This is a genomic window from Pseudomonas fluorescens (genome assembly GCF_002837185.1).
Lineage (GTDB): Bacteria > Pseudomonadota > Gammaproteobacteria > Pseudomonadales > Pseudomonadaceae > Aquipseudomonas > Aquipseudomonas fluorescens_AM.
The window spans coordinates 207697-229675 of sequence record NZ_KZ477985.1; the positions used below are offsets into that span (position 1 = coordinate 207697).

Here is a 21979-nt window from a genome sequence, read left to right on the forward strand (position 1 = left end):
ATTACTGCCCGTTTTGCTCATCCAGAACGACCTGATACAGCGCTTCGTTACTGCTGGCGCTGCGCAATTTATCGCGCACTTCCTTGCGGTCGAGCATGCTAGCAATCTGCCGGAGCAGTTCCAGGTGTGCATCGGTGGCTGCTTGTGGGACCAGCAGAACGAACAGCAGGTCGACCGGGGCGCCGTCGATGGCATCGAAATCGATAGGGTGATCCAGGTGCAGCAAAGCACTGACCGGTGTTTCGCAGCCTTTGAGGCGGCAGTGGGGGATGGCGATGCCGTTGCCAAAACCGGTCGAGCCGAGTTTTTCACGGGCGATCAACGCCTCGAAGACATCTTGCATTTCCAGTTCAGGCACTTGGCTGCTGATCAGGTTGGCAATTTGTTCGAGGGCTTTCTTCTTGCTGCCGCCCGGCACGTTCACGAGGGAACGGCCGGGGGTCAGGATAGTTTGAAGTTGGATCATGGGGGAGGGTTAACGACCTGTACCTTGCATCAGGTGCAGATTCTTTTCCTTATGCTTTTTGAGTTGGCGGTCAAGCTTGTCGGTGAGCAAGTCGATCGATGCATACATGTCTTCATGCTCGGCATTAGCAACCACTTCGCCACCGGGTATCTGCAGGGTCGCTTCGATTTTCTGCTGAAGCTTATCGACCTTCATGATGACCTGCACGTTGGTGATCTTGTCGAAATGTCCTTCAAGCTTCTTCAGCTTCTGTTCGACGTATTCGCGCATTGGAGGGGTGACTTCTACATGGTGTCCACTGATGTTGACTTGCATACAGCTTCTCCTTCGTTGCCAGTGCATAAAGCGGCGGGTAGGAATACCCGCCACTGGAACGCTGTGCCCCGCCCGTCACATCAAACGCTTACGCTCGCTGGAAGGCGCGATCCCAAGGGACTCGCGATACTTGGCGACGGTTCGACGGGCGACCTGAATGCCTTGTGCCTCCAGTAAACCAGCGATCTTGCTGTCACTCAACGGCTTTTTCTGATTTTCCGCGGCAACCAGTTTTTTGATGATCGCGCGGATCGCCGTGGACGAGCATTCGCCGCCTTCGGAGGTGCTTACGTGGCTGGAGAAAAAGTATTTCAGCTCATAAATACCCCGTGGGGTATGCATGAATTTTTGCGTGGTCACCCGCGAAATCGTCGATTCGTGCATGCCGACCGCCTCGGCGATGTCATGCAGTACCAGCGGTTTCATGGCTTCGTCACCATATTCCAGAAAGCCGCGCTGGTGCTCGACGATCTGGGTGGCGACTTTCATCAGGGTTTCGTTGCGGCTTTGCAGGCTCTTGATGAACCAGCGCGCTTCCTGCAACTGGTTGCGCATGAACGTGTTGTCGGCGCTGGTATCGGCGCGGCGCACGAAACCGGCGTATTGCGGGTTGACCCGCAGGCGTGGCACCGACTCCTGGTTCAATTCCACCAGCCAGCGCTCGTTGTCCTTGCGCACGATCACATCAGGCACGACATACTCGGCTTCGCTGGACTCGATCTGCGAGCCCGGGCGAGGGTTGAGGCTCTGGACCAGTTCGATGACCTGGCGCAGTTCGTCTTCCTTGAGCTTCATGCGACGCATCAGCTGGCTGTAATCGCGGCTGCCCAGCAGGTCGATGTAATCGCTGACCAGGCGCTTGGCTTCAGCGAGCCAGGGTGTCTTGGCCGGCAGTTGGCGCAGTTGCAGCAGCAGGCACTCGCTGAGCGTACGGGCGCCAATCCCGGCGGGCTCGAATTGCTGGATGCGGTGCAGGACGGCTTCGATCTCGTCCAGCTCGATATCCAGCTCCGGGTCGAACGCCTCAAGAATTTCTTCCAGCGTCTCGTCCAGGTAACCCTGGTTATTGATGCAATCGATCAGGGTGACGGCGATCAGTCGATCGGTGTCGGACATCGGCGCCAGGTTCAGTTGCCACAGCAGGTGACTCTGCAGGCTCTCGCCGACGGACGTACGGGTGGTGAAGTCCCATTCGTCATCATCATTGCTGGGCAGGCTGCTGGCGCTGGTCTGGTAGACGTCTTCCCAGGCGGTATCCACGGGAAGCTCGTTGGGAATGCGTTCGTTCCACTCGCCGTCCTCGAGGTTGTCCACCGTCGGGGCGGTTTCCTGATAGGACGGTTCCTGTACGTCGGGATTGGGCTTTTGCTCGATGTTGTCGGCCAAAGGGTCTGTGTTATCGAAGTCGTCGCCTTCTTCCTGGCGTTCGAGCATCGGATTGGACTCCAGGGCCTCCTGGATTTCCTGTTGCAGGTCCAGGGTCGACAATTGGAGCAGGCGGATGGCCTGTTGCAGCTGCGGTGTCATCGTCAGCTGCTGGCCCATTCTCAGGACTAGCGATGGTTTCATGGCAGGGGCTTAACACCTTATTCGCCGGCGCAATGCGCCATCCACGACAGGGCGCGCGAGCGCCAAACATAAGCAAATTATATGCCTGAAATCAGGGCCTTTGCCTAGAGCGCGGTAACAATAAAAAAACCGAGGTTTTCATTGACTCGCTCGCACTCTCACCAATGGCCCGATATCACCGTGTCTACAGGCGGAACTCGTGACCCAGATAAACTTCTTTCACCAGTTCGTTGGCCAGGATCGTCGCGGAATCACCTTCGGCGATCAGTTGCCCATCGTTGACGATGTAAGCGGTTTCGCAGATATCCAGGGTTTCACGCACGTTGTGGTCGGTGATCAACACACCAATGCCCTTGGCCTTCAGGTGATGGATGATCTGCTTGATATCGCCCACCGAGATCGGATCGACACCGGCAAACGGTTCGTCCAACAGGATGAATTTCGGCGCGGTGGCCAGGGCGCGGGCGATCTCCACACGACGACGCTCACCACCGGACAGGCTCATGCCAAGGTTGTCGCGAATGTGGTTGATGTGGAATTCCTGCAGCAGGCTTTCCAGCTCCTTGCGGCGGCCGTCGCGGTCGAGTTCCTTGCGGGTCTCGAGGATCGCCATGATGTTGTCGGCTACCGACAGTTTGCGGAAGATCGACGCCTCCTGCGGAAGATAGCCGATACCTGCGCGCGCACGGCCGTGCATGGGCTGGTGGCTGACGTCCAGGTCGTCGATCAATACGCGTCCCTGGTCCGCCTGGACCAGCCCGACGATCATATAGAAGCAGGTGGTCTTGCCGGCGCCGTTGGGGCCGAGCAAGCCGACGATCTGGCCGCTGTCGATCGACAGGCTCACATCGCGTACCACCTGGCGGCTTTTATAGGCCTTGGCCAGATGCTGGGCTTTCAGGGTTGCCATTACTCGGCCTTCTTCTTCGGCTGGATGACCATGTCGATACGTGGGCGCGGCGCGGTGACCTTGTTGCCGTTGGCGCGACCGGCCTGGGCGACCTGGGTCTTGGTGTTGTAGACGATTTTCTCGCCTTCGGTAGAGTTACCGTCGGCGCTGAGTACCTTGGCCTGGTCAATCAATACGATGCGATTTTGCTGGGCATGGTATTGAATGGTCTTGCCATAGCCTTTCATCGGGCCTGGGTCTTCTGCCTTTTGCTTCTGTTCGAAGTAAGCCAGGTTGCCCACCGAGGTCACGACATCGATATCGCCGGCCTGGGTGCGGGTCAGGGTCACCGTGTTGCCGGTGATCTTCATCGAGCCCTGGGTGATGATGACGCCACCGGTGTAGGTCGCGACGCCTTGTTTGTCATCCAGCTGCGCATCGTCAGCCGAGATGTGGATCGGTTGCTGGCTATCGTTCGGCAGAGCCCAGGCGCTCACGCTTCCCAGTGCTGCGCCCAGACCGAGCAAAATAGGGAGGGTTTTAACGAGCCTCATACTGTCCTCTTACGTTCGATAGCAGGTGTATCCTGCTTTCTTTCAAATACGCTTTCATTCCCTTGCCAGTCGATACACCGCCAGCGCCGTCGATTCTAACGTCTTGCTCGGTCTGCGCATATTGCTGTTGTGGGAATACCGTCATGCGACTGCTGGTAATGATGGTGTCACGCTTCTGCGCGTCTGTACGTGCGACGCGCACCGAGTCGATCAGTTCGATCTGGGTGCCGTCCGGATTGACCTCGCCCCGCAGGCTGGTGACATGCCACGGCAGTTCGGTGCCACGGTAGAGGTTCAGGTCCGGATTGGTCAGCAGGCTGACTTCCGAGGCCTTCAAGCGCTCGACCTTGTCGGAGGCCAGCACGTACTGCACCTTGCCATCGGGCAGGAACTGCACGGTGTGGGTGTTGGTAGCGAAGTTATCGATGATGCTTTCATCAACCTGCACGACAGGTTTGTCGAGAAAGCGCTCCGGACTGATATTCCAGTAGCCCACCGCGAGGAACAGCGCGGCGATGACCCCGAATAACAGGAAGTTGCGAATCTTTTTGCTCAGCATATAAGGCTCTATAGGTAGGCGGCGTGGGCCGCTTCAAGACTGCCCTGGGCACGCAGGATCAATTCGCAGAACTCGCGGGCGGCACCCTCGCCGCCACGGGCCGTGGTAATGCCATGGGCGTGTTCACGCACAAACGCTGCGGCATTGGCGACGGCCATGCCCAGGCCTACGCGGCGGATCACCGGCAGGTCGGGCAGGTCGTCACCCAGATAGGCGACCTGTTCATAGCTTAGGTTGAGTTGGCCAAGAAGCTCGTCCAGCACCACCAGTTTATCCTCGCGGCCCTGATACAGGTGAGCAATCCCCAGGTTTTGTGCGCGGCGTTCCACAACGGGTGTCTTTCGACCACTGATAATCGCGGTTTGCACGCCTGCGGCCATCAACATCTTGATGCCCTGGCCGTCGAGCGTATTGAATGTCTTGAATTCGCTGCCGTCTTCGAGGAAGTACAGGCGGCCGTCGGTCAGCACGCCGTCAACGTCGAAAATCGCCAGCTTGATGTTTTTACCGCGTTGCAACAGATCGCTGGTCATTTACATCACTCCTGCGCGCAGCAAGTCGCCAAGGTTAAGGGCTCCGATCGGACGATCATCGTTATCGACGACGATCAACGCACCGATCCGATGGTCTTCCATGATTTTCAGCGCTTCAGCCGCGAGCATTTCAGCGCGGGCGGTCTTGCCGTGAGGTGTCATCACCGCGTCGATGGTCGCGGTGTGAATATCAATGGTGCGGTCCAGGGTGCGGCGCAGATCACCGTCGGTGAATATCCCGGCCAGGCGTCCGTCGATCTCCAGGATTGCCGTCATGCCCAGGCCCTTGCGGGTCATTTCCATCAGCGCGTCCCTGAGCAGGGTACCGCGTGGAACGCTTGGAAGTTCTGCGCCCGAATGCATGACATTTTCAACTTTCAGCAGCAAGCGACGGCCGAGGGCACCGCCTGGATGGGAAAATGCGAAGTCTTCTGCGGTAAACCCACGGGCCTCCAGCAGCGCCACCGCCAGGGCATCGCCCATGACCAGTGCGGCGGTGGTGGAGGAAGTCGGTGCCAGGTTCAAGGGGCAGGCCTCGTGGGCCACGTGCACGTTGAGGTTGACGTCGGCGGCCTTGGCCAGGGTCGATTCCGGGTTGCCGGTGAGGCTGATCATCTGGATGCCCAGGCGCTTGATCAACGGCAACAGGGTCACGATTTCGTTGGTGGTGCCGGAATTGGACAGCGCCAGAATCACGTCATCCTTGGTGATCATGCCCATGTCGCCGTGGCTGGCTTCGGCCGGATGCACGAAAAAAGCGGTGGTCCCGGTGCTTGCCAGGGTGGCGGCGATCTTGTTGCCGATGTGGCCGGATTTGCCCATGCCAACCACGACAACGCGGCCCTTGCTGGCCAGAATCATCTCGCAGGCGCGTACGAAATCTGCGTCGATATGGGCCAGCAAACCTTCTACGGCTTCCAGCTCGAGGCGGATGGTGCGTTGTGCGGACTGAATGAGGTCGCTGGATTGGCTCATGTCTGAAATCGTATAGCCTGACGAAAAGTCGGCGATTATAGCGGTAATGATCAATTCCCTCACGCAAGTTCGTCAGGCTTTATTCCGAAGGTCTTGCGGATTCGTCGCAATATCACAACCCGCTGCGTTTTTTTCGCTGTCCTGAATCTGAACAAGCACTGTTCCGGCCTTGGGGGCGCTGTACCAGCAGTGATATAGTTCGCGGCCAGTTCGGTCCGCCCAACCCATGGCGCAAACATTTGCGCATCCGCGGTAAACGAAAGTCGCATACATGGTGTCTGAGTGAAAGGCTGCATCCCAAGGAGATTAGATGAGTGCCGATAACGCCTACGCGGTCGAGCTGAAGGGCCTTTCCTTCAAGCGCGGTACGCGCAGCATCTTCAATAACGTCGATATTCGCATTCCTCGCGGAAAAGTCACGGGCATCATGGGGCCTTCCGGTTGCGGCAAGACCACCTTGCTGCGCCTGATGGGCATGCAATTGCGCCCCAGTGCCGGCGAAGTATGGGTCAACGGCCAGAACCTGCCGACATTGTCGCGCAGCGATCTGTTCGATGCGCGCAAGCACATGGGGGTTCTGTTCCAGAGCGGCGCGCTGTTCACCGACCTCGATGTGTTCGAAAACGTGGCGTTCCCGCTGCGGGTGCATACCCAGCTGTCCGATGAGATGATTCGTGACATTGTGCTGCTCAAACTGCAGGCCGTAGGGCTTCGCGGGGCCATCGACCTGATGCCTGACGAATTGTCCGGCGGCATGAAGCGCCGTGTCGCCCTGGCGCGCGCCATCGCACTGGACCCGCAGATCCTCATGTATGACGAGCCTTTCGTGGGCCAGGACCCGATCGCCATGGGCGTGCTGGTGCGCCTGATCCGCCTGCTCAACGACGCACTGGGCATCACCAGCATCGTGGTGTCCCACGACCTGGCCGAAACCGCGAGCATCGCCGACTACCTCTATGTCGTGGGGGATGGCCAGGTGCTGGGGCAGGGCACGCCGGAAGAACTGATGAACGCCGATAACCCGCGCATTCGCCAATTCATGACCGGCGATCCCGATGGCCCGGTGCCTTTTCACTTTCCGGCAGCGGACTACCGCGCAGATCTTCTGGGGAAGCGCTGATGCGCAAAACATCTATTATCGAGAAGGTCCGCCTTTTCGGTCGCTCGGGCATCGACATCGTCGAAGTCCTCGGGCGTTCGACTATTTTCCTGTTCCACGCCTTGCTCGGCCGCGGCGGCATCGGTGGCGGCTTCGGCTTGCTGCTCAAGCAACTGCATGCGGTTGGTGTGATGTCCCTGGTGATCATCGTGGTCTCCGGGGTGTTCATCGGCATGGTGCTGGCGCTGCAAGGCTTCAACATTCTGTCCAGCTACGGTTCCGAGCAGGCGGTAGGGCAGATGGTCGCCCTGACCCTGTTGCGTGAACTGGGGCCGGTGGTCACCGCGTTGTTGTTCGCCGGGCGTGCCGGTTCGGCGCTGACCGCCGAAATCGGCAACATGAAGTCCACCGAGCAGCTGTCCAGCCTGGAAATGATCGGCGTGGACCCGCTCAAGTACATTGTTGCCCCGCGCCTGTGGGCCGGCTTCATTTCCCTGCCGCTGCTGGCGATGATCTTCAGCGTGGTCGGGATCTGGGGCGGTTCGTGGGTGGCGGTGGACTGGTTGGGCGTCTATGACGGTTCCTACTGGGCCAACATGCAAAACAGCGTGACCTTCACGGGCGACGTGCTCAACGGCATCATAAAGAGCATCGTCTTCGCCTTTGTAGTGACCTGGATCGCCGTATTCCAAGGCTATGACTGTGAACCCACTTCAGAAGGGATCAGTCGCGCCACCACCAAGACCGTTGTGTACGCCTCGCTGGCGGTACTGGGCCTTGACTTCATTTTGACTGCCTTGATGTTTGGAGATTTCTGATGCAAAACCGCACTGTGGAAATCGGTGTCGGCCTTTTCTTGCTGGCTGGCATCCTGGCTTTACTGTTGCTGGCCCTGCGGGTCAGTGGCCTGTCGGCCAGCCCCACCGCCGACACTTATAAGCTTTATGCGTACTTCGACAATATCGCCGGTTTGACGGTCAGAGCTAAAGTGACCATGGCTGGCGTAACCGTCGGCAAGGTCACGGCAATCGATCTGGATCGCGACAGCTTCACCGGGCGAGTGACGATGCAAGTGGACAAGAAGGTCGATAATCTGCCGACGGACTCCACCGCATCCATCCTCACTGCAGGTCTGCTGGGCGAGAAGTACATCGGTCTCAGCGTTGGCGGGGAAACAGCCCTGCTCAAGGATGGTTCGACAATCCACGACACACAGTCGTCGTTGGTACTTGAAGACTTGATCGGTAAATTCCTGCTCAACACCGTCAATAAAGACGCCAAATGAGGAATCTGTTCATGATCTCTACCTTGCGACGCGGCCTTCTGGTGCTGCTTGCAGCGCTGCCGTTGATGGCCAACGCAGCCGGTTCTGCCCACGAACTGGTGCAGGACACCACCAACAAAATGCTGGCTGACCTGTCGGCCAACAAGGAAAAGTACAAACAGGACCCGAGCCTGTTCTACAACGCGCTCAACAGCATTGTCGGTCCGGTGGTGGATGCCGAAGGCATCTCTCGCAGCATCATGACCGTCAAGTATTCGCGCAAGGCCACGCCTGCGCAGATGCAGCGTTTCCAGGAAAACTTCAAGCGCGGGCTGTTCCAGTTCTACGGCAACGCCTTGCTTGAATACAACAACCAGGGCATTACCGTGGCTCCGGCCGGTGATGAGTCGGGTGACCGCACCAGCGTCAACATGAGCGTCAAGGGCAACAATGGCGCCGTGTACCCTGTGCAGTACACGCTGGAGAAGGTCAACGGCGAGTGGAAACTGCGCAACGTGATCATCAATGGCATCAATATCGGCAAACTGTTCCGTGATCAGTTCGCCGACGCGATGCAGCGCAACGGCAACAACCTGGACAAGACCATCGATGGTTGGGCCGGTGAAGTCGCCAAGGCCAAGGAAACTTCCGATAAGGAAGCCGGGAAGCCAGCGCAATGACCGAGTCGGCTGTTCGTATCGGCAACGCCGGCGAGCTGTTGCTCAGCGGCGTGCTCGATTACCGCACCGGGCCTGACCTGCGCAAGCAGGGCCAGGCTCTGATCAACGCCAGCAGCGCGCCCGCGCTGGTGGTCGATTGCTCGGCGGTGACCAAGTCCAGCAGCGTCGGTCTGTCGTTGCTGCTGTGCTTTATGCGTGATGCCGAAGCGGCAAAAAAGCCACTCAGTATCCGTGCGTTGCCTGAAGACATGCGCGAGATTGCCGAGGTTTCCGGTCTGACCGAACTGCTGGCACACCCTTAATACACATTTATCGCAAAGCCCCCCGTCAGAGTCCTGCTATGCGGGGTTCGCAGGCGCGGGGCTTTTTTGTATGATGTGCGACCCGTGCGCACTGGGCGCCGATAGAGGTTGAGCATGCAGGCCCTAGAAGTTAAGAGCTTCCTTGAAGGAAAGCTGCCGGAAACGACTGTTGAAGTTGAAGGCGAAGGCTGCAATTTCCAGCTGAACGTGATTAGCGATGAACTGGCGGCATTGAGCCCGGTCAAGCGTCAGCAGCAGATCTATGCCCATTTGAACCCATGGATCACCGATGGCAGCATCCATGCGGTCACTATGAAATTTTTCAGCCGCGCGGCCTGGGCCGAGCGCACCTGAGCCCCCAAGGCGTCGAGATTCTTATGGATAAATTGATTATTACCGGCGGTGCCCGCCTCGATGGCGAGATCCGCATTTCCGGGGCAAAAAACTCCGCCTTGCCGATCCTGGCGGCGACCCTGCTGTGCGACGGCCCTGTGACTGTGGCCAACCTGCCGCACCTGCACGACATCACCACCATGATCGAGCTGTTCGGCCGCATGGGCATCGAGCCTGTGATCGACGAGAAATTGTCCGTCGAAATCGACCCTCGCACCATCAAGACCCTGATCGCCCCGTACGAGCTGGTGAAAACCATGCGTGCGTCGATTCTGGTACTCGGCCCGATGGTCGCACGTTTCGGTGAAGCCGAAGTGGCCCTGCCTGGCGGTTGCGCCATTGGCTCGCGTCCGGTTGACCTGCACATCCGTGGCCTGGAAGCCATGGGCGCGATCATCGACGTCGAAGGCGGCTACATCAAGGCAAAGGCGCCGGAAGGCGGCCTGCGTGGCGCGAACTTCTTCTTTGATACCGTCAGCGTGACCGGTACCGAGAACATCATGATGGCCGCTGCCCTGGCCAATGGCCGCAGCGTCCTGCAGAACGCCGCGCGCGAGCCGGAAGTGGTCGACCTGGCCAACTTCCTCAACGCCATGGGCGCGAAGGTTTCCGGCGCTGGCACCGACACCATCACTATTGACGGTGTAGAGCGTCTGCACACTGCCACCTACAAAGTCATGCCCGACCGCATCGAGACCGGCACGTACCTGGTTGCCGCTGCCGTCACCGGTGGCCGCGTGAAGGTCAAGGACACCGATCCGACCATCCTTGAAGCCGTCCTGGAAAAACTCAAGGAAGCCGGCGCTGAAATCACCACCGGTGAAGACTGGATCGAGCTGAACATGCACGGCAAGCGGCCAAAAGCCGTCAATGTGCGTACAGCCCCTTACCCGGCATTCCCGACCGACATGCAGGCGCAGTTCATTTCCTTGAACGCGATCGCTGAAGGCACCGGTGCCGTGATCGAGACCATCTTCGAAAACCGCTTCATGCATGTGTACGAACTGCACCGCATGGGCGCCAAGATCCAGGTCGAGGGCAACACCGCCATCGTCACCGGCATCGACAAGCTCAAGGGCGCGCCAGTGATGGCCACCGACCTGCGTGCCTCGGCCAGCCTGGTGATTTCGGCACTGTGCGCTGACGGCGACACCCTGATCGACCGCATCTACCACATAGACCGCGGCTACGAGTGCATCGAAGAAAAACTGCAGATGCTCGGCGCTAAAATCCGCCGCGTACCGGGCTAGTCCCCGCTGCATTGTAGGAGCGAGCTTGCTCGCGAAAAACTCATGTACACCGCGTTGACTCTGAGTGAACGCGTTATCGTTGACGTTCTTCGCGAGCAAGCTCGCTCCTACACACACTGGTTTGTTTCAAATCGAGGCTGTAACGGCCTCGATCTGTGTCTGGCGCCGTTTGCGACCGGACAGCAATAGCCTGATGAAGGACTGACATTTCCCATGTTGACCATCGCACTGTCCAAGGGCCGCATCCTTGACGACACGTTGCCGCTGCTGGCTGAAGCGGGCATCGTGCCGACCGAGAATCCGGACAAGAGCCGCAAGCTGATCATCCCCACGACCCAGGACGATGTGCGCCTGCTGATCGTGCGGGCTACCGACGTGCCAACCTATGTTGAACATGGCGCCGCCGACCTGGGTGTCGCCGGCAAGGACGTGCTGATGGAATACGGTGGCCAGGGCCTCTACGAGCCATTGGACCTGCGTATCGCGCTGTGCAAGCTGATGACCGCCGGCCGTGTCGGCGACGTCGAACCCAAGGGCCGCTTGCGAGTGGCGACCAAGTTCGTCAATGTCGCCAAACGCTACTACGCCGAACAAGGTCGTCAGGTCGATATCATCAAGCTCTACGGCTCGATGGAGCTGGCGCCGCTGATCGGCCTGGCCGACAAGATCATTGACGTGGTCGACACCGGCAACACCCTGCGTGCCAACGGTCTCGAACCCCAGGATTTCATTGCCGACATCAGCTCGCGCCTGATCGTCAACAAAGCATCGATGAAGATGCAGCACGCCCGTATCCAGGCGTTGATCGACACCCTGCGCAAGGCAGTGGAGTCTCGACACCGCGGTTGACTCACCTGCGTAGCTGAAAAGCTGCGCCCGTCTATCCGCCTCATAGCCAGAATTCTCAGGTGCCCAAGCGGAGCGAACGGTAGTTTAGGGCGCCTGAGTTTTTTGCCAATCCATTGAGGCCCTCGCTATGACCACGTCCACTGCAATTGCCCGACTCAACGCTGCCGACCCGGATTTCGCCCATCATCTGGATCATCTGCTGAGCTGGGAAAGCGTGTCCGACGACTCGGTCAACCAGCGGGTGCTCGACATCATCAAAGCCGTGCGCGAGCGCGGCGATGCGGCACTGGTGGATTTCACCCGTCAGTTTGACGGCCTGGACGTCAAGTCCATGGCTGACTTGATCCTGCCCCGTGAACGCCTGGAACTGGCGCTGACGCGTATCACCGCGCCCCAGCGTGAAGCGCTGGAAGTGGCGGCGGCGCGGGTGCGCAGCTATCACGAAAAACAGAAGCAGGATTCCTGGAGCTACACCGAGGCCGACGGCACCGTGCTGGGTCAGAAGGTCACGCCGCTGGACCGCGCCGGCCTGTATGTGCCGGGCGGCAAAGCCTCGTACCCGTCGTCGGTGTTGATGAACGCGATCCCGGCCAAAGTGGCGGGCGTGACCGAAGTGGTCATGGTGGTGCCGACCCCGCGTGGCGAACTCAACGAACTGGTATTGGCCGCCGCCTGCATCGCCGGTGTCGACCGGGTGTTCACCATCGGCGGCGCCCAGGCAGTGGCTGCCCTGGCCTATGGCACTGAAAGCGTGCCAAAGGTCGACAAGGTGGTGGGGCCGGGCAATATCTACGTCGCCACCGCCAAGCGCCATGTATTCGGCCAGGTCGGTATCGACATGATCGCCGGGCCTTCGGAAATCCTCGTGGTGTGTGACGGCCAGACCGACCCGGACTGGATCGCCATGGACCTGTTCTCCCAGGCCGAGCACGACGAAGACGCCCAGGCGATCCTGGTCAGCCCGGACGCCGACTTCCTCGACCAGGTTGCCGCCAGCATCGACAAGCTGTTACCGACCATGGAGCGCGCCGAGATCATCGAAAAATCGATCAACGGGCGTGGCGCACTGATTCTGGTGAGCGACATGGAGCAAGCCATCGACGTGGCCAACCGTATCGCGCCGGAACACCTTGAGCTGTCCGTCGCAGACCCACAAGCCTGGCTGCCGTTGATTCGTCACGCCGGGGCGATCTTCATGGGGCGCCACACCAGTGAAGCCCTGGGCGACTACTGCGCAGGCCCGAACCACGTATTGCCGACCTCCGGCACCGCGCGCTTTTCGTCGCCGCTGGGGGTGTATGACTTCCAGAAGCGGTCGTCGATCATCTTCTGTTCGCCCCAGGGCGCGTCCGAATTGGGCAAGACCGCGTCGGTGCTGGCCCGTGGCGAGTCACTGAGCGCCCACGCGCGCAGCGCTGAATACCGCATTCTTGAAGAGGGGAAATGAGGCATGAGTAAATTCTGGAGCCCTTTCGTCAAGGATCTCGTGCCTTACGTGCCCGGCGAACAGCCGAAGCTGACCAAGCTGGTCAAGCTCAACACCAACGAAAACCCCTACGGCCCATCGCCCAAGGTACTGGCGGCGATGCAGGCCGAGTTGAACGAGAACTTGCGTCTGTACCCGGACCCTAACAGCGACCTGCTCAAGCAGGCCGTAGCCAGCCATTACGGGATCGATGCGGGCAAGGTGTTCCTCGGCAACGGTTCCGACGAAGTCCTGGCGCACATTTTTCACGGCTTGTTCCAGCACGAGCTGCCGCTGCTGTTCCCGGATATCAGCTACAGCTTCTATCCGGTGTATTGCGGCCTGTATGGCATCACGTTCGACGCGGTGCCATTGGATGAGCAGTTCCAGATTCGCGCGGCCGACTATGCGCGGCCCAACGGCGGGATCATTTTCCCCAACCCGAACGCGCCGACCGGCTGCGTGCTGGCGCTGGACGCCGTGGAGCAGATCCTCAAGGCCAGCCCGGACTCGGTGGTGGTGGTCGATGAAGCCTATATTGACTTCGGCGGCGAGACGGCCATCAGGCTGGTGGACCGTTACCCCAACCTGCTGGTAACACAGACTCTGTCCAAATCGCGCTCACTGGCCGGTTTGCGGGTGGGCCTGGCCGTGGGTCACCCGGACCTCATCGAGGCGCTTGAGCGGGTCAAGAACAGCTTCAACTCTTATCCGCTGGATCGGTTGGCGATTGTAGGCGCGGCCGCCGCGTTCGAGGACCGTGAGTACTTCGAGAAGACGTGCCAATGGGTGATCGACAGCCGCAACAAAGTGGTGGCACAACTGGAAGATAAAGGCTTCGAAGTGCTGCCGTCCGCCGCCAACTTTATCTTCGCTCGTCACCCACGACATGACGCTGCCGGCCTGGCGGCCAAGTTGCGTGAGCAAGGCGTGATCGTGCGGCACTTCAAGCAGGAGCGGATTGCCCAGTTCCTGCGGATCAGCATCGGCACGCCGGAGCAGAACCAGGCGCTGGTTGATGGCCTGGGCGAGCTCTGACAGACGCCGCAATACAATGTGGGAGGGGGCTTGCCCCCGATAGCGGAGTGTCAGTCAACAGATGTATTGACTGCCACACTGCCATCGGGGGCAAGCCCCCTCCCACATTGGGTTCCAGGGTGTTAGTTAGAGCAGCGGCTCGTCAGGCTTCTTGTTCTTCCAGCCGTCGTTGCCCGGCAGCAGCAGGTTCAAACCAATCGCCACCACCGCACACAGGGCGATGCCCTTGAGGCCGAAATCGTCCGGGCCGGTGCCGGTGCCTACCAGTACACCGCCAATCCCGAACACCAGGGTCACCGACACAATCACCAGATTGCGCGCCTCACCCAGGTCGATCCTGTGGCGGATCAGCGTATTCATCCCCACCGCCGCAATCGAGCCGAACAGCAGGCACAGAATCCCGCCCATCACCGGCACCGGGATGCTTTGCAGCAGCGCGCCGAACTTGCCGATGAACGCCAGGCTGATTGCGAACACCGCAGCCCAGGTCATGATTTTCGGGTTGTAGTTCTTGGTCAGCATCACCGCGCCCGTCACTTCGGCGTAGGTGGTATTGGGCGGGCCGCCAAACAGACCGGCGGCCGTCGTGGCAATCCCGTCACCCAGCAAGGTGCGGTGCAGGCCGGGCTTCTTCAGGTAGTCGCGACCGGTCACGCTGCCTACCGCAATCACGCCACCGATATGTTCGATCGCAGGGGCCAGGGCCACCGGGACGATAAACAGGATCGCCTGCCAGTTGAACTCCGGCGCGGTGAAGTGGGGCAGGGCGAACCACGGTGCGGCGGCGATCTTCGCCGTGTCGACCACGCCGAAGTAGAACGACATGGCAAAACCCACCAGCACGCCGGAGATGATCGGCACCAGGCGGAAAATGCCCTTGCCGAACACCGCCACGATCAAGGTGGTCAGCAGTGCGGGCATCGAGATCAGCATGGCCGTCTGGTAGTGGATCAACTCGGCGCCGTCGCCGGACTTGCCCATGGCCATATTGGCGGCAATCGGCGCCATGGCCAGGCCGATAGAAATGATCACCGGGCCGATCACTACCGGCGGCAGCAGTCGGTCGATGAAACCGGTGCCTTTGACCTTCACGGCAAGGCCCAGGAAGGTATAGACGAAACCCGCCGCCATCACCCCGCCCATGGTCGCCGCGAGGCCGAACTGGCCCTTGGCGAGAATGATCGGGGTGATGAACGCAAAGCTCGATGCCAGGAACACCGGCACCTGCCGCCCTGTCACCACCTGGAACAACAACGTGCCCAGGCCTGCGGTGAACAGTGCGACGTTTGGATCAAGACCTGTGATCAGCGGCATCAACACCAGCGCGCCAAATGCTACGAAGAGCATCTGTGCGCCAGACAGGATCTGGCGCCAAAGCGGGTCGTTGAATTCATCCTGCATGCTCACGCGTCCTTCTGCTTGGTGCCGAAGATCTTGTCACCGGCATCGCCCAGGCCTGGGATGATGTAGCCGTGTTCATTCAGGCGTTCGTCGATGGAGGCGGTGTAGATCTGCACGTCAGGGTGCGCTTTCTCGACGGCGGCGATACCTTCGGGGGCGGCAACCAGCACCATGGCGCGGATGTCGCGGCAGCCGGCTTTTTTCAGCAGGTCGATGGTGGCGACCATGGAGCTGCCGGTGGCAAGCATCGGGTCGATGATCATGGCCAGGCGCTCGTTGATTTCCGGGACGAGTTTTTCCAGGTAGGTGTGGGCCTGCAGTGTTTCTTCATTGCGGGCCACGCCCACGGCGCTGACCTTGGCGCCCGGGATCAGGCTGAGCACGCCTTCGAGCATGCCGATACCGGCGCGCAGGATCGGCACCACGGTAATTTTCTTACCGGCGATTTTCTCCACTTGTACGGGACCGGCCCAACCGGGGATCTCGTAGGTTTCCAGGGGCAAATCCTTGGTGGCTTCGTAAGTGAGCAGCGCTCCGACTTCCTGAGCAAGCTCACGGAAATTCTTCGTGCTGATGTCGGCACGGCGCATAAGGCCGAGTTTGTGTCGGATCAGCGGGTGGCGGATCTCGCGAGTGGGCATGGGAAAGGCTCCGGCGGCGGGCAAAAAAACCGGCCTAGATTAATCTATCCGAGGGTGTTGTCCTATAGACATCAAGTACGTTAGTCCATAAAGGCTTGATTGGAGCGCACGAGAAGCGTACCTTCGCCCGCTTTTCTTGCCACAGCACCCCTTGGAGAGCGCCATGTCCGCTGATCTCGAGCATATCCGTCAAATCATGCACGAGGCTGACTGCCTGTACACCGAAGCGCAAGTCGAAGCAGCGATCGCCAAGGTTGGCGCGCACATCACCCGCGAAATGGCCGACACAAACCCAGTAGTTTTCTGCGTGATGAACGGTGGCCTGATCTTCGCCGGCAAATTGCTCACCCATCTGCAATTCCCGTTGGAAGCGTCTTACCTGCATGCCACCCGCTATCGCAACGAAACCAGTGGCGGCGATCTGTTCTGGAAGGCCAAGCCGGAAGTTTCGTTTATCGACCGTGACGTGCTGATCATTGATGACATTCTCGACGAAGGGCATACCCTGGGCGCGATCATCGACTTCTGCAAACATGCCGGCGCGCGTAAAGTGCACACCGCCGTGCTGATCGACAAAGACCACGATCGCAAGGCGCGCCCCGAGCTGAAAGCCGATTTCGTCGGGTTGCCGTGCATCGACCGCTATATCTTCGGTTATGGCATGGACTACAAGGGCTACTGGCGTAACGCCAATGGCATCTACGCCGTTAAAGGAATGTAATCGATGGCCCGTTTTCTTGATCAGACCTTATTTGCAGAGTTGGCCGAGAAAGCGGGCGACAGCCCCCGTGGCCGGCACCATCATAACTTCCACCAGATGGAAGAACCGTGTCATCGTCTCGCCGTGGCCCTGCAACCGAGTACCTACGTGCCGCCTCATCGGCACCTGAGCGCGGACAAGGCGGAAACCTTGCTGGTGCTCAAGGGCCGGCTGGGTTTGCTGATATTCAGCGAAACCGGCGAAGTCATCGCCAAGCGCGTCATGCAGGCGGGTGGTGAGTGCGCCGGCGTCGACCTGCCGCCGGGTGTATTCCATGGCCTGGCAGTGCTGGAGCCCGATACGGTGATGTTCGAATGCAAGGCCGGGCCTTATCGGCCGGTGGGTGAGGGTGAGCAGGCCGCCTGGGCGCCGCGCGAAGGCGATGCCGGCGTGGCCGACTACCAACGCTGGATGCTCGCCCAGTTCGATTGAGTCGGCTGAAATCCAAATGTGGGAGGGGGCTCTTCAACGCTTTCGAAGCCCGTGCACCACAGGTAGACTTCAAGCCCCGTGTCAATGTCTGCAGGCTGGAGTCGGTAATGCGTAAAGATAAAAAACAGGTGATCGGTGACGAGATCGGCGACGACCAGATCAAGTTGTTCCTGAACTTCGAACCGGTCGATGCGACTTCTCCGTCCCTGCATAAACTGATCAAGGCCTATCGCGGCCTGCGCATCGATGACTTCGAGCGCTTCCTGGGGTTCTTCAAGGAAGCTGGCCTGGACCTTGATGGCCAGGACGAGCATGGCCAGACCTTTGTCGACCTGATCAAGGACCAGCGCAACGCCGCCGAGTACATCGCGCTGATCGACAACGCGCGCGGCTGATTATTCCAGCCATAAAAAAACGCCCCGGCCTCATTGAGTCCGGGGCGTTTCGCTTTTAACGGTAGGAGCGAGCTTGCTCGCGAAGAACCTGAGAGCGCCGCGTTAATCCACTTGCGCTGCGTTATCGTTGACGTTTTTCGCGAGCGAGCTCGCTCCTACAGGTTCCACCAGCTCCAGGCTGATGTTGTTCTGCGTGTTGATCCTGCGATACAACTCGGCATCCGTCTCCAGCACTTTTTCGCGCGCCGGGAAGATCTCGTGCAGCTTGGTCGTCCATTCACCGGCAGCCTTCTGCGGGAAGCAGCGCTCGATCAACTCCAGCATGATCGACACCGTCACCGAAGCGCCCGGCGAAGCGCCCAGCAGCGCCGCCAGCGAACCATCTGCGGCGGCAACCAGCTCGGTGCCGAATTGCAGCACGCCGCCTTTCTTCGGGTCCTTCTTGATGATCTGCACGCGTTGGCCGGCCACTTCCAGGCGCCAGTCTTCGGCTTTCGCTTCAGGGTAGAAGCGGCGCAGGGATTCCAGGCGCTGCTCCATGGACTGGCGCACTTCGCTGACCAGGTACTTGGTCAGGTCCATGTTGTCGCGAGCCACTGCCAGCATCGGGCCGATGTTGCCGGCACGAATCGACATCGGCAGGTCCAGGAACGAGCCGTGCTTGAGGAACTTGGTGGTGAACCCGGCGTACGGTCCGAACAACAGCGACTTCTTGCCATCCACCACGCGGGTGTCCAGGTGCGGCACGGACATCGGTGGCGAACCCACGGCAGCCTGGCTATAGACCTTGGCCTGGTGCTGCTTGACCACTTCCGGGTTGTCGCAACGCAGCCACTGGCCGCTGACCGGGAAACCGCCGAAGCCTTTGCTCTCTTCGATGCCCGACGCCTGCAGCAGCGGGAGGGCCGCACCGCCGGCACCGAGGAATACGAACTTGGCATCCACTTCGCGGCTGTTGCCACTGTTGACGTCCTTGATACTGACGGTCCAGCCGGCGCCATTGCGCTTGAGGCCGGTGACGCGCTTGCAGTACTTGACCTGGGCATCGGGCGAACTGGTCAGGTGATTGAGCAGCTGGTTGGTCAGGGCGCCAAAGTTGACGTCAGTGCCATTCATCACGCGGGTTGCGGCGATTTTTTCATCGAGCGGGCGACCCGGCATCATCAGCGGCATCCACTCGGCCATCTCGCTGCGGTCTTCGGTGTAATGCATGTCCGAAAACGCATGGTGCTGGCTGAGGGTTTCAAAACGCTTCTTGAGGAAGGCAACGCCGTTGTCGCCCTGCACGAAACTCAAGTGCGGGACCGGGCTGATAAAGGACTTGCACGAGCCAAAGGTGCCTTTTTTGGCCAGGTACGCCCAGAACTGCTTCGACACCTCGAACTGGGTGTTGATGTGCACGGCTTTCTTGATGTCGATGGAACCATCGGCGGCCTGCGGCGTGTAGTTCAGCTCACAGAGCCCGGCGTGGCCGGTACCGGCGTTGTTCCACGGGTTGGAACTCTCCGCGGCACCCGAGTCCATCAGCTCAACGACTTCCAGCTTGAGGCCGGGGTCGAGCTCTTTGAGCAGAACGGCCAGGGTGGCACTCATGATGCCGGCCCCTACCAGAACTACGTCGACTGCTTCGTTATGCGCCATTTAACGCGTCTCCAAAATCTGCAGCACCAAATTGACGGCATGGCTGCCAGGAGTGACAGGGCGGTTCACGTGTGCCCCAGGTTACCCATGGCCAGGATCGCCATGTCCGTTTCGCAATTCTTTGCAACTTCAGCGCACGCTTCCTGCCCGGCTAATGCGCCTATGAACGCATTCATGGGCGCCTGTGGCAATTCGACTTATGGTCAAAGCGTGCGATTCGTGCAACCAATCCGTAGCGGACAGGCTCAAGCTCCGGTTATTGAGGAACGCTCGGTCCTGTGTTGGGCTGTTTCAGACGCTGATGGTGCTTGTACAAACGCCAAACTATTCATTTGCTCGCCACACTCTTGTGAAGTTGTGAAAACCCGTTTTTTTCACGCTCTTTTGAAGACGTGAACCTCAAAAAAGGGCTGCCCCAGCCTGGCACCTGGCCCGCGAAACGGGCAAACAACTCAAGTGGCCGAGCGCAATGGCAGCTCTGGCAGATTCGGTAAAAGACGGGTGGTTTGCACAGGAAACAGCAAGCACGCCAGCTTCACTCGATCTGTGTGGGCGGCTCTCTGTGGGCGATTTGGAGGTTAATGCCAAGGCAATAACGATGCTGCGGGGCCCGATCAGGAGACGTCCTTATAATCGGGGGGAGATTGTAGCGAAGAACGCCAGGGAAATGGGCGTGTTTTATGACTTTTATTAGTGCGCCGGTCAGGAGGCCAACGCTTGCCGCGATTGTGCGCGTACAAATTGAGGGCTGACCCTGGCGCTGGCCGGCAGCGGACGGTGCATCCAGCCTAGATGGGTCTCCGCGACTTCGACCCAGCCTTCGCCGACGGGCGGCAAGCTGCATTGCTTGAACGCCAGGCAATGACCGTGGGCATCGAGCAGGGCAAAGTGGCGGTGGCGGCTGTGTGACAGGAACAGTGACTTGAGAAGGCGCATGGCGGTGTACCGGTTGCGTTACATGCTTGAAGGTTGTCAGTCTGGCATGACATTGGAATGACGCTTTTATGGGAAATTGTAATTTGCCGATGCCTTCAGCTGCGGTTCAGGATCGCTGGTGAGTGATGCGCGTGCACCGTTATACTGGCGACCTGTCTGCGCCCAGTCCTGGAGAAATGAGTATGTTGCAACGCCTGTTGTTCGGTTTGATCACTGTGACCAGTTTGGCTTTGGTTGGCTGCGCCAACAGCCCGCAACAACTCAGCCCGCAACCCAAAGTCACGGCGCAGCTGGCGCCGGTCGGGCATGGCCAGCCCGTGTCGGTACGTGTGGTGGATGGTCGCCCGTCACCGACCCTTGGTTCGCGTGGCGGCCTGTACCCGGAGACCGCACTGATTTCGGTGACTGGCCAGGACGTGCTGCCCAAGCTGCAGGCCCAGGCTGAAGCCGCTGTGCGCCTGCTGGGCTTCACCCCGACCAATTCGCCAGGTGCGCCGCAACTGACCGTTACCCTGGCCGAACTGAAATACCAGTCGCCCAAGGAAGGCCTGTATGTGACCGAAGCGTCCATCGGCGCAACCTTCAAGTCCGACGTCAGCGCCGGTACCCGTCGTTACAGTGGCCGCTACGCGGCGTCCCTCAACCAGCGCTTTGGCATGTCGCCGAATCAGGAAACCAACACCAAGCTGGTCAGCGACGTGCTCAGCGATGCCTTGACCCGGCTGTTCAAAGACCCAAGCATCGGCCAGTTGCTCAGTTCGCAATAAGTTGTTCAAGGAAAACCGGGCTCATCGCAGAGCCCGGTTTTTTTTGCCTGTCGCTTTCAGGCGGCGGTATCGACGTAAAAATCCAGCATGCTCACGCCGGTGAGTAAGTCCAGCTCCGGCAAGTCGGCATGCGGGTGCCCGGCGAGGGCGCAATACACCAGCCAATGGCGGTCCTGAACATTGAACGCGAGGCCGCCGATCAGTGCTTCCTGTTCATCGCTCTGGGCGATCAGATACAGCCGGTCCTGGTTTTGTGCATGCAGCATGACGAGCTCCTCAAGCGTCGAAGGGCAACAGAGTGGCCTGTTAAGGTGACGTTCAGGTGACGCTGTAAATTACTGGATACATTAGCCGTCAACGGGGAGGGAACATTTAAGGCGCAGGGAGCCACTATCGTTCAGGTTCGTACCTGGACCGATACCCGAATACTGTCTCGCCGAGGTTTTGCGATGGCGCTGCTGATTAATGCTATTGCCCTGATGGTTGCCTGCTGCGGCGCCATACTGTTGTTTATCACTCGCCTGCTGGCGCAACGGGCGATGGCCGAACTCACCGCGCAAAGTGAGGAACGCGCGATTGACCAGCCGATGCTGTTTCTGGACACGCGCACCGAACGGGCGCATCGCCAGGCTTACCGTGTCGGGTTCGCCTGCCTGGGAGTGGCGCTGGCCATGTCCTGGCTCAGCACTCACGTCTAAGAACACTTGGGATTCAAATGTGGGAGGGGGCTTGCCCCCGATAGCGGTGGGTCAGCCGATAAATACTGAGCTGAAACACCGCAATCGGGGGCAAGCCCCCTCCCACAT

At 59.6% G+C, this 21979-nt stretch carries 28 protein-coding genes; 15 read left to right on the forward strand and 13 right to left on the reverse strand.

Annotation, left to right across the window (positions count from 1 at the left end):
* Nucleotide 1 precedes the first annotated feature (1 nt).
* The 8 genes from ptsN to CIB54_RS01070 all read right to left on the reverse strand — a co-directional run bounded on the left by ptsN (nucleotide 2) and on the right by CIB54_RS01070 (nucleotide 5860).
* Nucleotides 2-466, reverse strand: coding sequence for a PTS IIA-like nitrogen regulatory protein PtsN (gene ptsN, locus CIB54_RS01035; protein ID WP_057724571.1), 465 nt, complete (start codon nucleotides 464-466; stop codon nucleotides 2-4).
* 9 nt (nucleotides 467-475) lie between these two features.
* The gene (gene hpf, locus CIB54_RS01040) at nucleotides 476-781 is read right to left on the reverse strand and encodes a ribosome hibernation-promoting factor, HPF/YfiA family (protein ID WP_057724572.1); all 306 of its coding nucleotides are present in this window, start codon (nucleotides 779-781) and stop codon (nucleotides 476-478) included.
* Between the two features lie 75 nt (nucleotides 782-856).
* A complete protein-coding gene (locus tag CIB54_RS01045) occupies nucleotides 857-2350 on the reverse strand; it encodes an RNA polymerase factor sigma-54 (protein ID WP_057724573.1) in 1494 nt (497 codons plus the stop codon).
* A 184-nt stretch (nucleotides 2351-2534) separates the two neighbouring features.
* Nucleotides 2535-3260: an LPS export ABC transporter ATP-binding protein gene (lptB, locus tag CIB54_RS01050; protein ID WP_003171806.1), complete on the reverse strand. Its 726-nt coding sequence runs from the start codon at nucleotides 3258-3260 to the stop codon at nucleotides 2535-2537.
* Nucleotides 3260-3793 (reverse strand): lipopolysaccharide transport periplasmic protein LptA, encoded by a 534-nt coding sequence (lptA, locus tag CIB54_RS01055; RefSeq protein ID WP_057701587.1) that lies wholly within the window; start codon nucleotides 3791-3793, stop codon nucleotides 3260-3262. Before lptA ends, lptB begins: the two co-directional genes overlap by 1 nt.
* Entirely contained in the window at nucleotides 3780-4352 is a 573-nt protein-coding gene (lptC, locus tag CIB54_RS01060) for an LPS export ABC transporter periplasmic protein LptC (protein WP_065885790.1), read from the reverse strand. Before lptC ends, lptA begins: the two co-directional genes overlap by 14 nt.
* A gap of 8 nt (nucleotides 4353-4360) precedes the next feature.
* Nucleotides 4361-4885 (reverse strand): KdsC family phosphatase, encoded by a 525-nt coding sequence (locus CIB54_RS01065; protein ID WP_005784847.1) that lies wholly within the window; start codon nucleotides 4883-4885, stop codon nucleotides 4361-4363.
* Nucleotides 4886-5860: a KpsF/GutQ family sugar-phosphate isomerase gene (locus CIB54_RS01070; RefSeq protein ID WP_065951619.1), complete on the reverse strand. Its 975-nt coding sequence runs from the start codon at nucleotides 5858-5860 to the stop codon at nucleotides 4886-4888.
* 310 nt (nucleotides 5861-6170) lie between these two features.
* Between CIB54_RS01070 and CIB54_RS01075 the strand changes: the two genes are divergently transcribed.
* The 10 genes from CIB54_RS01075 (at nucleotide 6171) to hisC (ending at nucleotide 14200) form a co-directional block, all read left to right on the forward strand.
* Nucleotides 6171-6980, forward strand: coding sequence for an ATP-binding cassette domain-containing protein (locus CIB54_RS01075; protein WP_057724577.1), 810 nt, complete (start codon nucleotides 6171-6173; stop codon nucleotides 6978-6980).
* Nucleotides 6980-7777: a lipid asymmetry maintenance ABC transporter permease subunit MlaE gene (mlaE, locus tag CIB54_RS01080; RefSeq protein ID WP_057724578.1), complete on the forward strand. Its 798-nt coding sequence runs from the start codon at nucleotides 6980-6982 to the stop codon at nucleotides 7775-7777. Before CIB54_RS01075 ends, mlaE begins: the two co-directional genes overlap by 1 nt.
* Nucleotides 7777-8244: an outer membrane lipid asymmetry maintenance protein MlaD gene (gene mlaD, locus CIB54_RS01085; RefSeq protein ID WP_065885792.1), complete on the forward strand. Its 468-nt coding sequence runs from the start codon at nucleotides 7777-7779 to the stop codon at nucleotides 8242-8244. The genes mlaE and mlaD overlap by 1 nt, the downstream gene beginning before the upstream one ends.
* Before the next feature lie 11 nt (nucleotides 8245-8255).
* On the forward strand, nucleotides 8256-8903 hold the full coding sequence (locus CIB54_RS01090; protein WP_065885793.1) for an MlaC/ttg2D family ABC transporter substrate-binding protein: 648 nt from the start codon (nucleotides 8256-8258) through the stop codon (nucleotides 8901-8903).
* Entirely contained in the window at nucleotides 8900-9205 is a 306-nt protein-coding gene (locus CIB54_RS01095; RefSeq protein WP_065951620.1) for an STAS domain-containing protein, read from the forward strand. The genes CIB54_RS01090 and CIB54_RS01095 overlap by 4 nt, the downstream gene beginning before the upstream one ends.
* A gap of 114 nt (nucleotides 9206-9319) precedes the next feature.
* Nucleotides 9320-9559: a BolA family protein gene (locus tag CIB54_RS01100; protein ID WP_003188597.1), complete on the forward strand. Its 240-nt coding sequence runs from the start codon at nucleotides 9320-9322 to the stop codon at nucleotides 9557-9559.
* Nucleotides 9560-9582: 23 nt separating this feature from the next.
* Nucleotides 9583-10848 (forward strand): UDP-N-acetylglucosamine 1-carboxyvinyltransferase, encoded by a 1266-nt coding sequence (gene murA, locus CIB54_RS01105; protein WP_065951621.1) that lies wholly within the window; start codon nucleotides 9583-9585, stop codon nucleotides 10846-10848.
* A 213-nt stretch (nucleotides 10849-11061) separates the two neighbouring features.
* Nucleotides 11062-11697 carry an ATP phosphoribosyltransferase gene (hisG, locus tag CIB54_RS01110; RefSeq protein ID WP_003188599.1) on the forward strand — a complete coding sequence of 212 codons (636 nt, stop codon included), beginning with the start codon at nucleotides 11062-11064 and terminating at the stop codon, nucleotides 11695-11697.
* A 127-nt stretch (nucleotides 11698-11824) separates the two neighbouring features.
* Nucleotides 11825-13144: a histidinol dehydrogenase gene (gene hisD / locus CIB54_RS01115; protein ID WP_065951622.1), complete on the forward strand. Its 1320-nt coding sequence runs from the start codon at nucleotides 11825-11827 to the stop codon at nucleotides 13142-13144.
* Between the two features lie 3 nt (nucleotides 13145-13147).
* The gene (hisC, locus tag CIB54_RS01120) at nucleotides 13148-14200 is read left to right on the forward strand and encodes a histidinol-phosphate transaminase (protein WP_101218239.1); all 1053 of its coding nucleotides are present in this window, start codon (nucleotides 13148-13150) and stop codon (nucleotides 14198-14200) included.
* 126 nt (nucleotides 14201-14326) lie between these two features.
* Here the strand turns inward: hisC and CIB54_RS01125 are convergent, their stop codons facing one another.
* Nucleotides 14327-15601 (reverse strand): uracil-xanthine permease family protein, encoded by a 1275-nt coding sequence (locus tag CIB54_RS01125; RefSeq protein WP_065885798.1) that lies wholly within the window; start codon nucleotides 15599-15601, stop codon nucleotides 14327-14329.
* A 2-nt stretch (nucleotides 15602-15603) separates the two neighbouring features.
* Nucleotides 15604-16242 (reverse strand): uracil phosphoribosyltransferase, encoded by a 639-nt coding sequence (gene upp / locus CIB54_RS01130; RefSeq protein ID WP_003188608.1) that lies wholly within the window; start codon nucleotides 16240-16242, stop codon nucleotides 15604-15606.
* 163 nt (nucleotides 16243-16405) lie between these two features.
* Here upp and CIB54_RS01135 point away from each other — a divergent pair, with 163 nt between their 5' ends.
* From CIB54_RS01135 to CIB54_RS01145, 3 genes are all read left to right on the forward strand, one after another.
* Nucleotides 16406-16963: a hypoxanthine-guanine phosphoribosyltransferase gene (locus tag CIB54_RS01135; RefSeq protein ID WP_065885799.1), complete on the forward strand. Its 558-nt coding sequence runs from the start codon at nucleotides 16406-16408 to the stop codon at nucleotides 16961-16963.
* 3 nt (nucleotides 16964-16966) lie between these two features.
* On the forward strand, nucleotides 16967-17434 hold the full coding sequence (locus CIB54_RS01140) for a WbuC family cupin fold metalloprotein (protein ID WP_065951624.1): 468 nt from the start codon (nucleotides 16967-16969) through the stop codon (nucleotides 17432-17434).
* Between the two features lie 107 nt (nucleotides 17435-17541).
* Entirely contained in the window at nucleotides 17542-17829 is a 288-nt protein-coding gene (locus CIB54_RS01145) for a PA4642 family protein (RefSeq protein WP_065951625.1), read from the forward strand.
* Nucleotides 17830-17931: 102 nt separating this feature from the next.
* Here the strand turns inward: CIB54_RS01145 and mqo are convergent, their stop codons facing one another.
* Nucleotides 17932-19470 (reverse strand): malate dehydrogenase (quinone), encoded by a 1539-nt coding sequence (mqo, locus tag CIB54_RS01150; protein WP_065951626.1) that lies wholly within the window; start codon nucleotides 19468-19470, stop codon nucleotides 17932-17934.
* 702 nt (nucleotides 19471-20172) lie between these two features.
* Nucleotides 20173-20406: a hypothetical protein gene (locus CIB54_RS01155; RefSeq protein WP_065951627.1), complete on the reverse strand. Its 234-nt coding sequence runs from the start codon at nucleotides 20404-20406 to the stop codon at nucleotides 20173-20175.
* 182 nt (nucleotides 20407-20588) lie between these two features.
* Between CIB54_RS01155 and CIB54_RS01160 the strand changes: the two genes are divergently transcribed.
* Nucleotides 20589-21173 carry a YajG family lipoprotein gene (locus CIB54_RS01160; RefSeq protein ID WP_057724591.1) on the forward strand — a complete coding sequence of 195 codons (585 nt, stop codon included), beginning with the start codon at nucleotides 20589-20591 and terminating at the stop codon, nucleotides 21171-21173.
* 56 nt (nucleotides 21174-21229) lie between these two features.
* Here the strand turns inward: CIB54_RS01160 and CIB54_RS01165 are convergent, their stop codons facing one another.
* Nucleotides 21230-21439, reverse strand: coding sequence for a hypothetical protein (locus tag CIB54_RS01165; RefSeq protein ID WP_065951628.1), 210 nt, complete (start codon nucleotides 21437-21439; stop codon nucleotides 21230-21232).
* Between the two features lie 183 nt (nucleotides 21440-21622).
* On the opposite strand from CIB54_RS01165, the gene CIB54_RS01170 reads away from it, so the two are divergent.
* Nucleotides 21623-21871 carry a hypothetical protein gene (locus CIB54_RS01170; RefSeq protein ID WP_065951629.1) on the forward strand — a complete coding sequence of 83 codons (249 nt, stop codon included), beginning with the start codon at nucleotides 21623-21625 and terminating at the stop codon, nucleotides 21869-21871.
* Nucleotides 21872-21979: the final 108 nt, after the last annotated feature.